Here is a 13828-nt window from a genome sequence, read left to right as displayed (position 1 = left end):
CTCTCAATTTGTAGAGGCCGAGGCGTGATAGGCGGGATGCCAAGCGAGCACCCGATGTTCGATCAGTTTTGTGGTGGCGTCTGCCGCTTTCCCGAGAAGCGCATAGATCAGAACGCCGAGAACCACGATGTCCGTCTGGAGAAATTCGCGCGCATTCATTGTCATGTATCCGATGCCCGATGACGCCGAGATCGTTTCTGCAACGATGAGCGTCAACCACATGATGCCTAGCGCATAGCGCAAACCGATAAGAACTGAAGGCATCGCGCCTGGCAGAAGCACTCGCCGGAAAATTGCGAACTTTCCCAGGCCGTTCACTTCCGCCATTTCGATCAACCCGCGGTCGATCGTGCGCATGCCGTGATAGGTATTGAGGTAAATGGGAAAGAAGGTCCCTACCGCCACAAGGAAGATCTTCGCGGTCTCGTCAATGCCGAACCAAAGGATGACCATCGGGATGATGGCAAGATGCGGCACGTTACGAAGCATCTGCAAGCCCGAGTCGAGCAGCAATTCCGCGATGCGCGAAACGCCCGTAAGAACGCCAAGAAGAAATCCGAGACCGCCACCTATCGCCAGACCAAGCATCGCCCGCTCGAAACTGATTACGACGTTGCGTCCAAGTTCGCCGCTCTTCGCGCTGGCCCAGAATGCAACCGCGACTTGGCTGGGAGCAGCCAATGTGCGTGCCTCTATGAAGCCCAAACGTGCGCAAAGTTCCCATATGACCAGGACTGCGAGCGGCACAAACCACGGGACGACCTGCGCAGCCGCTTGCCGGAACGGCAACTGCCCGAAGCGCATCAGGATTGCCCTCGCTGACGTTCTGCCGGCGAGAAGTCATTGGCAATCGTCTCCCCAACGGGTCCGCGTCTCTTGCGAGTTGTTCGCATCGTTGGCGCAAGCGGCAAAAGCGGAAATACCAACTCGGAAAACCGATAGGCTTCTTCCAGATGCGGGTAGCCCGAGAAGATAAAGGTATCGATGCCGATCCGCATGTACTCCTTGATGCGCTCGGCGACCGTTTCCGGATCGCCCACGAGGGCGGTTCCAGCTCCGCCGCGAACGAGGCCGACTCCGGCCCAGAGATTTGGACTGACTTCCAGTTTCTCGCGCCCGCCGCCGTGCAACGCTAGCATGCGCTTCTGGCCGATAGAATCCATGCGTTCGAAGGTCTTCTGCGCGGAAGCCAGAGTCTCGTCATCCACGTGTTTCAGGAGGTCGTTCGCAGCGCGCCAAGCTTCATCGTTGGTTTCACGAACGATCACGTGAAGACGGATACCAAAAGAAAAGCTGCGGCCTTTGGCATGCGCCGCTCTCTGCGCCGCATTGATTTTCTTTGCGACTTCCGCAGGCGGTTCACCCCACGTGAGGTACTTGTCGATCGTCTCGGCCGCAACGGCAATGCCGGCCTCCGACGAGCCGCCGAAATACAATGGCGGGTGCGGCGTCTGCAGCGGTGGAAACAGCAACCGACCGTCTTCTATCTTTATATGCCGGCCCTCGTAATCAACACGGCCGCCTGCGAGAAGCGCCTTGTAGACATCGAGGAATTCCTTGGTGACTGCGTATCGTTCGTCATGGGCAAGGAAGACGCCGTCGCCCTTGTTTTCGACGGGATCACCGCCCGTGACGACGTTGATCAGAAGTCGTCCATCCGAAATACGATCCAGCGTCGCGGTCATTCGCGCAGCGACTGCCGGCGATAGCAGCCCGGGCCGCACGGCGACGAGAAAGCGAAGATCACGCGTCTGCGGCAGAAGCGCCGCCGCAATCACCCAGGAGTCCTCGCAGCTTCGGCCCGTCGGCAGAAGCACCCCATAATAGCCGAGCTTATCGGACGCGTCCGCAATCTGGCGCAGGTAACTCAGGTCGACTTCTCGCCCCCCGAAGGATGATCCGAGATACCGGCCGTCGCCGTGTGTCGGAAGAAACCAAAGTATGTTGGCAGTCGAAGAGGGCGTAACTGTCACGCACGTTGTTCCTGATGTCGTTCTTGCATCCAACCATGGCGGCCAACGCAAAATGCGCCGAAGAGTGATCGCCTCTCCGTCGCGCTGGCCACCGTTGGCTGCAATCTTGGACGGCTCTCCGATTGGGAACAAACAACAAAAAGAGATTAGCTTTTCCAAATTTATTGGTGGCCATGGATCGATCGCGCCTCGACAACACCAGCCAGTTCAAACGATCGGCAGCATGGGCTGTCAAACAAGAAGGCTATGACCATGGATCGTCGTCAACTGCTGCAAGGCGCGGTCGTGCTCGGCATCGCGCTCACGACCTCTGCGGGCGTCTCATCAGCGGCAGATCAATCCTCAACCGTCAGGATCGGGTATCAGAAATCTTCGACGCTCATTGCGATCCTGCGGAGTAACGGCGAGCTCGAAAAGGGCCTTGCGGAACTCGGCATCGCCGTCAAATGGTCGGAGTTCTCGAGCGGCCTCCCCCTGTTGGAAGCACTGAACGTGGGGGCTGTCGATCTATCAGGTGATGTTGCAGACACCGTGCCGATTTTCGCGCAGGCTGCCGGTGCGAAGTTGACGTACTTCGCAAGCGAAGCCCCATCACCAGCGGCGCAGGCACTTTTGGTGCAGGAAAGCTCACCGATCCACTCGGTGGCCGAGCTTAAAGGAAAGAAAGTCGCCGTTACGAAGGCATCAGGCAGCCATTATCTCCTGATCGCGGCCCTATCGAAAGCAGGCTTGAAGTTTTCCGATATTGAGCCCGCCTACCTTACGCCGGCAGACGGTCGCGCCGCGTTTGAAAAGGGCGCAGTGGATGCCTGGGTGACATGGGATCCCTACGTCTCGGCTACGCTCAAGCAGACGCAAGCCCGCGTGCTAGCCGATGGAGCCGGCATAGCGAACTATCGACGGTACTATCTGGCGTCGACGAACTTCGCTTCCTCCCGCCCCGATGTCCTAAGGCTGGTGTTCGCCAAGCTTCAAAAGACCGGTGAATGGGTGAGGAAAAATCCCGAAGTGGCAGCGCAGCTGTTGGCTCCCACATGGGGGCTGGATTCGGGTGTCGTCTCACTTGCCAACAGCCATCGGAGCTACGAGGTCCGCCCCGTAACTTTGGAGAGTCTCGCGGAAGAGCAGAAAATTGCCGATGTATTCTTCGAGCAAGGCGGCCTTCCTAAGCGGGTGGATGCTGAATCCGCCCAGATATGGTCGCCCGACAAGCAAGCGTCGGTGCGATAACGCAGTTGCGCCCGACTACACCGTTGAACACCGCGTCTTGCGCGGCTTCGGGCCTAGTGTGGCTTCCGCACTGGTGTTGAGTTGACTTGCTGTCCGTGTCGACAAACGGCTGGGAGAACGCCTGAACGTCTCTCCGTGACGCCATTTGTGCGTACTTACCGGACATCGCAGCGGCCGGCTTGATCGGGATTAGCGTGTCCGCGAACACCAAAATCGCCCTGTCGGACCGAAGCCCCAGCTCTTGAACCCCAAGTATAATTTCAAGTATTAAGTTGTTCCTCTATGTATTCACATTTCAATCCGCTTTATACTTCTGTATATTTCAAATGTATGCGTTATGTATTCGCGAATACATCAGCATGAATTATTTCAATAAAAAGCACGATTATTCTTGCTATATGCTAGTGGAAGGCCCATCTATGTTCTCGGATGGTTTGGATAATTCTTGTTCTAATCGTTCTTTTTCTGTGAATTTTTTAGGAGTTTTGATATGTCTGAGAACATCGCAAACGCAACACACCCCATCGGCATGCGATCTGAAATCGCAGCAAAGTGGTCGAAGTTCAGTGCGTCCGACGTAGCTGCGCTCAAATCCAAGGACGACCTCGTGGCTCAGGTTCAATCCAAGTACCAGTTGGATAAGGCCCAGGCCGAAAAGGACGTCGATGCATTTGCCAAAGGCCGCGCGCTCTAACTCCCGTCGCCCGTCGCCTCTGGCATCAGCGCTAGAGGCGGCGGATCACACGAAGCGACGCAATGGGAGGTTAGCTTGCTAGGCCGAACCACGCGCAAATCCATAACGTTCTCTCGCCCGTTCGAACTTGCGGGTGTCGATGAGAAATTTGATGCTGGGACATACGAAGTCGAAACTGTCGAAGAACTGATCGAAGGCTTATCCTTCGTCGCTTACAGGCGTTTGGCCACGACAATAGAAATGCCGGCGAAAATACTGGGCAGCGTTGCGCGACAAGTGCTGACCATCGATCCCAAAGATCTAGAAATTGCCATTGGTGCAGACAGCCAAAGCGTTGTGCCACCTAGCATCAAAGCTAGTTCTTAGAACCGATATTTCTCCCAAGCTCGAAGTGCGAGCGGAGAAGAAAGTTCAAGATGATTGATCGAGATGGGAATGGGTCGCTCACATTAGAGCCCGACCAGCTCCGAGTGCTGCAAGAAATTATATTGTTTGGTGGTGTGCAGACGGTGAGACACAATCGCAACCACGCGTCCTATGCCGAGCTTCTCAAGAAAAAGTTCATTGAAGCGATGCGGCTGAGCAAAAACGAAATGCGATACAACATCACGATTTCGGGGCGTCTGTTCATAGCAAGTCAAACTTGAAATCAATTTTTGCGATGGCACCAAGCCATGCATAGCGAGGGCTCTAATGCGCAGCGCGCTGTTTGACAACATTTCCAAACGATTGCGAATTGCGTCAAACGCGACGCTCAGGCGACGTTATTTACAACGCCTAAGACGGCACAGATCCACTGATGTTCGATCGGTCGCCCAGGCGCTTGAAACTTCGTCGCCTAACGCGGCCAAGCCATCATCTGCCAATTTAGCGCTTTGATGCATCTTCGGGCTCGATCGCGCTTTCTCACCCATACTCTTTGCTGATGGCATATTTGATCAACAACGCCACGACAGCTCCCGTGACAGCGGAAACAACATTCGCCCATGGCCCGTCTATGATGAACGATCCAGCGTGAATTGTGAAACCTAGCCAGACCACGGCATAGCCGAAGATGGCGCCGACAAGCGCAGTTAAAATGTTTGCCATGAGAAGCCCCGACATCAGCTCGGTCAGACGCTCCAGCATACACGATCTGATGAGCCCGCGGCCTTCGCATTTCTGTCGGCGAGTGTCCCACTGAAATAGTCGTGCGCTTAGCGTGCCACGCGTGCACAGCAGAGCGGGTGCGGATCTGTCGTCCATAAGGCGGTGAACGCTGCAGCGGACTATACCTTGCCCCTCGGGCCCCTGCTCGAGCTTCCGCTTGAGATAATAGTATGATTGGCCGCCCAAGCGTGATGCACTGGCATCCTATCTGAGCTTCACCAGGTAGGGTTAAGCCTTTCGGTTCAAAAGCCTCATCTTCTTGGAGGCCGCGCCATTGTGCGCGGGCCAGTTGACAACCGTGCGGGCGGTTCTGCTTTTTCTCTTCCCGAAAGCAGGGCGCTCGGAGAGTTCGGTGGATCAGATCCTTGTACTGTTGTTCTGGACAATCATCGGAGGGATGATCGTTTTCCGGCTGCGCGGCGGCACCTGGGCTGATCTGAAGAAGTTCCGGCATTTTGGAAAGAGCGCGCCCGAGCCACGGCTCGGCACCAAGTTGCACAAGATCAGCCAGACGCTCGAACCTTTTGCGCGCGATTCCGCTCACACCAATGAGCTCGCGGAGAACGAAGACTTCAAGAGCGCGGTAGTCCTTCTCGTCGATCCAAAAACGCCCATCGATACGCTCTTCGACTACGCCTTCGGGCAGAACTGGCCGCTGTCATGCGCCGCCTTTGCTGCTCTGGCGCAACGACCAGACGCTTGGGGATCCGCATCGCGTGTGCCAGCACGTTTCGACGGCCTGTCCGTATGGCAGATGACATTCGCCTTTCAGTATCTCCGGAAAGCTGATCCCCGCCCCGCGACGGGCGCGTTCCTTGTCGGCTTCCGCGACTGGTGGCCGGACAACGTCCTCCTCCGCCACCTGCTTGCCGAGCATTTTGCGGCTCTTGGCGACGACGCGCCTGCCGACGCGGGGCCCGACGTCATGGCCTTGCCGCTCTGGAAGCGCGAGCAGATCAGGGATTTCCTGGCACTGGTCAGTCACCCGATCGCGGCCCGGCTCGGGGCAGAGATAGCCCCGCCCACCGTCCAGCAGAATCCGGCATCAACGGCAGAAAGCTCGTCATCGCAAGCGCAATCACCCTTCCTGGAGTCGATCGGCCGGTTCTGGAACAACTCCGAGAACGGACTTCTCATTGAGGCTGACGCTTGGAAGGACGCGCTCGACGCCGCGCAACAGTTGCTTGAGGGCGGCTCGTTGCGCGTCCTCCTGGTCAGCGGCGAATCCCATGTCGGAAAGACATCGTTCCTGAAGCTTCTGGCCGAGCGCATCGCAGCAAGTGGCTGGCGCGTGCTCCAAGCCAGCGGAGCCGATCTCCAAGCCGGGCAGATGTACATCGGCCAGCTCGAGGGGCGCATACGAGACGCACTGCAGGAACTCGACATCAGCAAGAAATTGATCTGGTACGTTCCGGACCTTCTTGGCCTTGCGCTAAGCGGAGCGCACCAGAGCCAGAGCGCGAGCATTCTCGATCAGATCCTTCCTGCGGTGTCGGCCGGACGGGTCCTGATCTGGGCCGAAGCCTCGCTTGCAGCGACGAGGAAGCTGCAGCAGCTGAAGCCCGCCTTGAGGCGCCATCTCGAAATCGTGCGCATGGAGGACATGGATGAAGCTGATGCCATCGCGCTCGCGGAGATCCTTGCCAGACGCCTGGAACAGTCGGCGCGAATACCCATCGAACCGAGCTTCGCCAGAACGTCCGTCGATGCGGCGCAAAGATACTTGACCTCGATGCATCTTCCGGGGGCAGCCCTTTCCCTCATGAAAATGACCGCCGCGCGCTCGGAGAAGGCGAAGAGCAAATCCCTCGGTGGCCGGGAAGTCCTCGAGACACTTTCGCAGATGACTGGTCTGCCGCTTTCGATCCTCGATGGCGCCGAACGCCTGAGCCTCGATCAGGTTCGTGAGTTCTTCCAGGCTCGGGTCATTGGACAGCCCGAGGCCGTCAACGCGCTGGTCGAGCGCATCGCAATGCTCAAATCCGGCCTCAACGATCCGGGGAAGCCGATCGGTGTCTTTCTGTTCGCGGGCCCCACGGGGACCGGCAAGACGGAGCTTGCGAAGACTGTCGCCGATTACCTTTTCGGCTCGACCGATCGCATGATCCGCCTCGACATGAGCGAATACCAGACCTACGAAGGCGCTCAGAAGATCCTCGGCGGAGGTAATGTTCCGGCAGACGCCGAGACGCTCGTCGCGCGTATCGGGAAGCAGCCGTTCTCGGTTGTGCTGCTGGACGAGTTCGAGAAAGCGCATCCGCAGATCTGGGATCTTTTTCTCCAGGTCTTCGACGAGGGCCGGCTAACCGATGCCACCGGACAGACTGCGGACTTCCGACACAGCATCATCATCCTGACCTCGAACCTCGGCGCGACTACGCATCGCGAAACGGGAAGCATTGGTTTCAGACCGTCCTCGTCCGACTTCAAGGATGAGCAGATCCACAGGGCCATCTCGCAAACGTTCCGTCCCGAGTTTCAAAACCGGCTCGACAAGGTCATCATCTTCAAGCCGCTTACCCGCGAATTGATGCGGGGAATCTTGATGAAAGAGCTTGCTCGCATCTTTGAACGGCGCGGCCTGAAAGATCGCGATTGGGCTGTCGAGTGGGACGCAAGCGCGATCGAATTCCTGCTTGAGAAAGGCTTCTCCGCCGAGATGGGTGCCCGGCCGCTGAAGCGTGCAGTCGATCACTTTGTCATCGCTCCTTTGGCCGAAACGATCGTCGAACGGCGTTTCCCCGAAGGCGACCAGTTCGTTTTCGTCCGCCGCGACGGCAATGCGCTGCGCGCTGATTTCGTCGATCCGGATGGCGATGGCGCCGTCGCGACACCGGCTGAAGAGCAAACGAGAGCCGGTGCCCCATCGAGCCTGTTCGACATGATACGCGCGCCCTCCGGCGACCGCGAGGAAATCGCCGTTCTGGCCGCTGCCCGCGAACCAATTACAGACCGGCTTGAGTCCGCCGAATGGGCGGCAGAGAAATCACGATTGACCAGCGAGATTGGCGCTCCCGAGTTTTGGTCGCGGGCGGATCGGGCGCAAACACTTGTCCGGCTCGAATTGATGGACCGCCTGGAGGTCGCGACCGAAACGGCAACTTCACTTGCGGGACGTCTCGAACGGCAGATTGGAGCGCGGGGAAAAAGCTTCCGGGAGCTCGTCTCCCGGCTTGCGATGCAAATTCACCTCGTCAATGAAGGTTTGAAGGATCTCGACGAACGGGCGCCGGTGGAAGTCGCACTCGTCGTAGAGCCGGCCTTCGTGACGGACATGGATGCAAGCGAGGCCGCATTCGCGTGGTGCGCCGAACTCGGCACAATGTACCGGGCCTGGGCACGTAATCGAAACATGAATGCAACGGAGCTCGGCCCTGGACCGGGCGGCGCTAATTCGGTGTTGATCGTCTCGGGCTTCGGAGCCTATCGGGCGCTCGCACGCGAAGCCGGATTGCATATTCTCGAGAGAAGCGAGGTCGGAGGCAGCCGTGTCACGGCGCAAGTTCTCGTCGCCGCATTGCCGCTTGGCAACGCGTTCAAGGCCGAAACCGCTCATGATCTTGCGGAAGCGTTCGGCGACAAGGCCAAACGGTCCACGCACATCGTCCGGCGATACCGGCGGGGAGCGACCCCGCTGGTTCGCAATGGAGACGGCAGTGTTCGCAGCGGCAGAGTCGAAGACGTGCTGCGCGGCAACTTCGATCTCTTTGCGCTCGAGCGGACCTAAATTGACCGGGTCTATAGAAACCCCCGGAGCTGTACCGCTCAGCGTTGGCCTGTCAGGGTCTTATTGACTTTGTGAATGGTGGCCAGAAGAGGTTCAACCCCAAATTGGGCATCCGGCTTTGTTATTTTGGGGGTGCTGCCGTGAGCGGCGCTTTCTGGACCGTACCGCTTTTTCACACGGGCAACCGCAGCTGCTTGCGAAGGCCCTTGTCGAAGATCTCGGCGGGGGACAAACGACACAGCAAGCTAATCTGGCGAGCGATCTTGCCGGCGGTATAGCGCCGACGTGGGCGGGTGGAGGTCACGGCCCTTAGAACCACGTCAGCCGGTGGATCGGCTTTGGGCATCACGTGAGACGCGGATGTTGCCTCGAGCTCGGCGAGCTTACGGCTCACAATTACCAGCGGCATGCCTAGACGCCGCGACGCTTCCGAGAAGCTTCGGCCTCGACGATTGTCATAAAGACGGACATAGCGTCCAGCCGATCTATCGGCGTGATTGCGTTTATAACGAACCATATTTCCAATTTGGCGCATTGAACAAAGACTGTCGGAACTTCACTCTCGTTAGATCTATTTATTGTTGGGCCCGCACTATTCAGAATTTCGATTGATTTGGAATTGTAGGGATTAATCACCGACCTTGTCTGCTGCATGTATGGCAGATTTACAGGTAATAATGGTCTTCCAACCTTCATCGAAGCCTGATCTAACTATTGAACCTAATCGGTTCATTGGCGGGCGCAGAGGATACGATGGAGAGATCTCATATCTCGCGACGTGGCTTCTGCCTTTGCTGTATCGGAGCAGCGCAAGCGGGGTTGGCTGGCTGGTTGACGCCGCGCGAGGCCTACGCTGAGGCGCGTGGTCTCGTCAGCCTGATTAAAGATAGCGCGGCCGTCGCGCCCATCGTGACCCACAAGCTTCGCGATAACATAACCGCCATCGAAGGGTCCGGCGGGAATATCGCGGTTCTCACCGGCCCCGACGGAAAGGTGCTCGTGGACGCCGGCATCAGAGTATCCGAGGCGCATATCCGCAAGAGCCTTGGCGAACTCGGCGCCGATCCTATTACGCATCTAATCAATACGCACTGGCACTTCGATCACGCCGACGGCAACGAGTGGCTGCACGCTGCGGGCGCCAAGATCATCGCACAGGAAAACACACGAAAATATCTCTCCCAGGTGCAGCGGGTTGAAGACTGGGACTACAATTTTCTTCCGCTTAGCGCCGGTGGCATTCCCGATGATGTTTTCGCGACGGATCGAACGCTAAAGCTCAACGGCACGACTCTGGGGCTCAATTATTACGGCCCCGCACACACGGATAGCGATATTTCCGTGCATTTCGCGGAAGCCGATATCGTGCACGTCGGGGACACTTTCTGGAATGGCGCTTACCCGTTCATTGACTATTCGACGGGCGGCAGTATCGACGGCACGATCGCGGCTTGCGATGCCAATCTCGCCCTCGCCACTGACAAGACGATCATTATTCCAGGTCACGGTCATCCCGTGAGCAACAGGGTCGAATTGCAAGACTGGCGCAATATGCTCGTGACAATCCGCGAAAGCGTCGCCGCACTCAAAAAGCAGGGTCGCACGCGCGACGAAGTCGTCGCCGCAAAACCAACCGCTGCGTTCGACAGTAAATTCGGAAATTTCGTCATCGACCCAGGCTTTTTTACGCGATTGGTCTACGAGGGCGTCTAACGGCGTTCGGTTCAAACCGACATGAGGAGATAAGTTTATGTCTGCGTGCGCGCGCCACCTTCGGACCTGGATGACACTGTTGGCCCTCTTGATGGGAACCGGGATCGCCGAAGCGGGGATGCCTGTGACCCACTATCGCAATGCCGACATCGACGGCATCAATATCTTCTACCGAGAGGCCGGCCCTGCCGACGCGCCTGTTGTGCTCTTGCTGCACGGATTTCCAACATCCTCCCATATGTTTCGCAATTTGATCCCGGCGCTCGCCGATCGCTATCACGTGATCGCTCCCGACTATCCGGGCTTTGGCGAAAGCGCCGCTCCCGATCATAAGCAATTCGCCTACACCTTTGCTCACTACGCCGATCTGATGGATGGGTTGGCAAACAAGCTCGGGGTCCAAAAATACGCCTTGTATCTGATGGATTACGGCGCGCCCGTCGGCTACCGACTGGCACTCAAGCATCCGGAGCGTGTCACGGCGCTCATCATTCAGAATGGCAATGCCTACGAGGAAGGCCTTAAGAAATTCTGGGACCCCATCAAGGCCTATTGGGCCGACGGCTCAGACGCTCACCGCGAAGCCTTGAGTTTTCTCGTCAAGCCGGAAACCACGAAATTTCAATATACGGACGGCGTCAGCGACGTCACCCGGATCGATCCGGACAATTGGGGTCATGATCAACGCCTGCTTGATCGACCGGGAAACAAGGACATCCAACTCGATCTGTTCCTCGATTACGGGACGAACGTGCCGCTTTACCCGAAGTTCCAAGCTTTCTTCAGGGAACGCCAACCGCCCGCGCTGATCGTCTGGGGCAAGAACGATACGATCTTTCCGGCAGACGGCGCCTATCCCTATAAGCGCGACTTGCCCAAGGTTGAATTCCATCTCCTTGATACCGGGCATTTTGCACTTGAGGACAAGGCGGATGAAATGGTGCCGCTGATCCACGATTTCCTTGATCGAAATCTTGTTGCGAAGTGAGTCAGCGATGACTGCGCGTCCCGCTCCAAAGTCCTTACAAATCGTATCGGCATTCGGCGAAGCACCGATCTTCAAGGCCGGGGACGAGGTTCGCATCGCCGACCGAATGCCCGTCGGACACTACCGCGTGCCCCGCTATCTCCGCAAAAAGATCGGGCGCGTCGAGGCCGTCGTTGAACCAGCTTTCGTAGACAACGAGGAAGAAGGCTACGGCCGCAACGCCGGCTCACGGCGTCATTACTATCGGATCGCGTTCCCTATGATTGAGCTTTGGCCCGATTACACCGGTTCGCCGAAGGATGGATTGCGCATCGAGGTCTTCGAAAGCTGGATCGAGAGGGTGTGAAGATGACCCACACGGAACACGATCATGATCATAATGAACACGACCATCCGCACGCGGAGATCAACCAAACTGAGAAGCCGACCTACTACGACATGCTAGAGACGGCCATCCGAGAACTGCTGATTGAACGAAAGCTTTTTGAGGCCGACGAGATCCGGCGGCAGATCGAGGTTCTGGATTCCCGCACACCTGCGCTTGGCGCCAAGGTCGTCGCCCGCGCTTGGATAGATCCGAACTTCCGCAAACGCCTCCTAGCCAACGGCCGCACGGCGTGTGAGGAGGATTTCGGTATTACATTCTACGATGACACTGAGCTGATCGTGCTCGAAAACACCGACAAGGTTCATAACCTTATCGTCTGCACGCTCTGCTCCTGCTATCCGCGCCCCGTGCTCGGTCTTCCACCCGACTGGTACAAACTGAAGCCTTATCGCGCGCGCGCCGTGTCGGAGCCGAGGAAAGTGCTCGCCGAGTTCGGCACCACCATTCCCGATGACGTCGAAGTGAGGGTTAGCGATTCGACCGCGATGGTCCGCTACCTTGTGTTGCCGAAACGGCCCAAAGGCACCGAGACTTTCACCGAAGAGGAGCTCGCGGACCTCGTCACTCGAGATGCTATGATCGGTGTGGTCGAACCGAAGCTCGAAAACGGGAGTGCCGCGCATGTCTGATAGCTCCGAGCTTGTAATTCGCTTACCCAATGACATCGGCGGCATGCCTGCCGACCCCATCAACCCTATCGACCATGATTTGGCGCCCTGGGAGAAACGTTGCCACGCGCTGGCCGACGTTCTCGACTTTCACAAGATTATCAATACGGAGGAGAAGCGCTGTGGGGTCGAAGCTCTCGGGGCGGAAATGATCGGAAAGCTCAGCTATTACGAGCGTTGGATCGTCGCCTTCTCCAACATCCTTTTACGTAAAGGCATTCTAACCCCAACGGATATCGCCCTCAAAATGAAGGAAGTTGCGGCGCGATACTCCTAAGCGTTCGAGATCTCAATGGAGAACGGCCGGATCAGTCTCAGCCACTCGGACGGCTCGTCTATTCAATTGTCCAACAGCTAAGGAACGCGTCCCATGCCCACGGTCAAAACCAAAGACGGCATCGAGATCTTCTACAAGGATTGGGGAGCCGGTCAGCCTATCGTGTTCAGTCATGGCTGGCCGCTCTCGGCTGACGATTGGGACGCGCAGTTGCTTTTCTTCCTGAATAGAGGCTATCGCGTCATCGCCCACGATCGGCGCGGCCACGGTCGCTCGACACAGACCGCCGATGGCCATGATATGGATCACTATGCCGACGACCTCGCGGCGGTGGTCGCGCATCTCGATTTGCAGAATGCAATCCATGTCGGGCATTCGACGGGCGGCGGCGAGGTCGTGCATTACATCGCGCGGCACGGCGAGAGCCGCGTCTCGAAGGCTGCGATCATCAGCGCTGTGCCACCGTTGATGGTGCAGACGCCGACCAATCCGAACGGGCTGCCGAAGAAGGTGTTCGACGACTTCATGGTGGCACTAGCAGCCAACCGCTCGCAGTTCTACCGCGACATCGCGTCGGGCCCATTCTATAACTACAACAAGACCGGCAAGCCCGCCGAGGCTACCATCCAGAACTGGTGGCGACAGGGCATGATGGGCGGCGCGAAAGCCCACTACGACGGCATCGTCGCGTTCTCGCAAACCGATTTCACAGAGGACCTGAAGAAAATCACCGTGCCGGTGCTTGTGATGCACAGCGAGGACGATCAGATCGTGCCTTACGTTGCCGCCGGTCCGCTGTCGGCGAAGCTTTTGAAAAACAGCACGTTCAGGAGCTACAAGGGCTTCCCGCACGGGATGCCGACGACGGAAGCGGAGACCATAAATGCCGATCTGCTGGCGTTTCTGGAATCCTGACGGCCGCCTCAACAACGGAGCACTGGCCGAGCGATGTCAGCGGATGGCCGTAGCCGCAGCCGCTCACCTTGCCGGCATATTGTAAAAGCTGATTGGCGCTCCCTAC

The 13828-nt window shown here is 57.6% G+C and carries 14 protein-coding genes; 10 read left to right on the top strand and 4 right to left on the bottom strand.

Annotation, left to right across the window (positions count from 1 at the left end; genetic code table 11):
- Positions 1-3: 3 nt before the first annotated feature.
- Positions 4-804, bottom strand: a complete 801-nt coding sequence (gene ssuC, locus EKK30_RS15800; protein ID WP_290986505.1) for an aliphatic sulfonate ABC transporter permease SsuC — start codon at positions 802-804, stop codon at positions 4-6.
- Entirely contained in the window at positions 804-1973 is a 1170-nt protein-coding gene (gene ssuD, locus EKK30_RS15795) for an FMNH2-dependent alkanesulfonate monooxygenase (RefSeq protein WP_290986504.1), read from the bottom strand. Before ssuD ends, ssuC begins: the two co-directional genes overlap by 1 nt.
- Before the next feature lie 252 nt (positions 1974-2225).
- On the opposite strand from ssuD, the gene EKK30_RS15790 reads away from it, so the two are divergent.
- From EKK30_RS15790 to EKK30_RS15780, 3 genes are all read left to right on the top strand, one after another.
- Positions 2226-3203 carry an aliphatic sulfonate ABC transporter substrate-binding protein gene (locus EKK30_RS15790; protein ID WP_290986503.1) on the top strand — a complete coding sequence of 326 codons (978 nt, stop codon included), beginning with the start codon at positions 2226-2228 and terminating at the stop codon, positions 3201-3203.
- Between the two features lie 490 nt (positions 3204-3693).
- Positions 3694-3897, top strand: coding sequence for a hypothetical protein (locus EKK30_RS15785; RefSeq protein ID WP_290986501.1), 204 nt, complete (start codon positions 3694-3696; stop codon positions 3895-3897).
- A 75-nt stretch (positions 3898-3972) separates the two neighbouring features.
- On the top strand, positions 3973-4263 hold the full coding sequence (locus EKK30_RS15780; RefSeq protein WP_290986500.1) for a hypothetical protein: 291 nt from the start codon (positions 3973-3975) through the stop codon (positions 4261-4263).
- Between the two features lie 540 nt (positions 4264-4803).
- Here the strand turns inward: EKK30_RS15780 and EKK30_RS15775 are convergent.
- The gene (locus tag EKK30_RS15775) at positions 4804-4986 is read right to left on the bottom strand and encodes a hypothetical protein (protein WP_290986499.1); all 183 of its coding nucleotides are present in this window, start codon (positions 4984-4986) and stop codon (positions 4804-4806) included.
- A gap of 412 nt (positions 4987-5398) precedes the next feature.
- On the opposite strand from EKK30_RS15775, the gene EKK30_RS15770 reads away from it, so the two are divergent.
- Entirely contained in the window at positions 5399-8773 is a 3375-nt protein-coding gene (locus EKK30_RS15770; protein WP_290986498.1) for an AAA family ATPase, read from the top strand.
- A 172-nt stretch (positions 8774-8945) separates the two neighbouring features.
- Here EKK30_RS15770 and EKK30_RS15765 read toward each other — a convergent pair whose 3' ends face one another.
- Positions 8946-9182 carry a hypothetical protein gene (locus EKK30_RS15765; protein ID WP_366927351.1) on the bottom strand — a complete coding sequence of 79 codons (237 nt, stop codon included), beginning with the start codon at positions 9180-9182 and terminating at the stop codon, positions 8946-8948.
- A 344-nt stretch (positions 9183-9526) separates the two neighbouring features.
- Between EKK30_RS15765 and EKK30_RS15760 the strand changes: the two genes are divergently transcribed.
- From EKK30_RS15760 to EKK30_RS15735, 6 genes are all read left to right on the top strand, one after another.
- Positions 9527-10486: an MBL fold metallo-hydrolase gene (locus EKK30_RS15760; protein ID WP_290986496.1), complete on the top strand. Its 960-nt coding sequence runs from the start codon at positions 9527-9529 to the stop codon at positions 10484-10486.
- Between the two features lie 91 nt (positions 10487-10577).
- The gene (locus EKK30_RS15755; RefSeq protein ID WP_290986536.1) at positions 10578-11474 is read left to right on the top strand and encodes an alpha/beta hydrolase; all 897 of its coding nucleotides are present in this window, start codon (positions 10578-10580) and stop codon (positions 11472-11474) included.
- A 7-nt stretch (positions 11475-11481) separates the two neighbouring features.
- Positions 11482-11820, top strand: a complete 339-nt coding sequence (locus EKK30_RS15750) for an SH3-like domain-containing protein (RefSeq protein ID WP_290986495.1) — start codon at positions 11482-11484, stop codon at positions 11818-11820.
- Positions 11821-11822: 2 nt separating this feature from the next.
- Positions 11823-12491, top strand: coding sequence for a nitrile hydratase subunit alpha (locus tag EKK30_RS15745; protein WP_290986494.1), 669 nt, complete (start codon positions 11823-11825; stop codon positions 12489-12491).
- Entirely contained in the window at positions 12484-12807 is a 324-nt protein-coding gene (locus tag EKK30_RS15740) for an SH3-like domain-containing protein (RefSeq protein WP_290986493.1), read from the top strand. Before EKK30_RS15745 ends, EKK30_RS15740 begins: the two co-directional genes overlap by 8 nt.
- A 93-nt stretch (positions 12808-12900) precedes the next feature.
- Positions 12901-13722 carry an alpha/beta hydrolase gene (locus tag EKK30_RS15735; RefSeq protein ID WP_290986492.1) on the top strand — a complete coding sequence of 274 codons (822 nt, stop codon included), beginning with the start codon at positions 12901-12903 and terminating at the stop codon, positions 13720-13722.
- The last annotated feature ends 106 nt before the right edge of the window (positions 13723-13828 follow it).

Origin of the sequence: Hyphomicrobium sp. (assembly GCF_003987855.1) — a bacterium.
Classification (GTDB): domain Bacteria; phylum Pseudomonadota; class Alphaproteobacteria; order Rhizobiales; family Hyphomicrobiaceae; genus Hyphomicrobium_B.
Note: the sequence above shows the minus strand (reverse complement) of the source record. Positions and strands in the feature narration are given on the sequence as shown.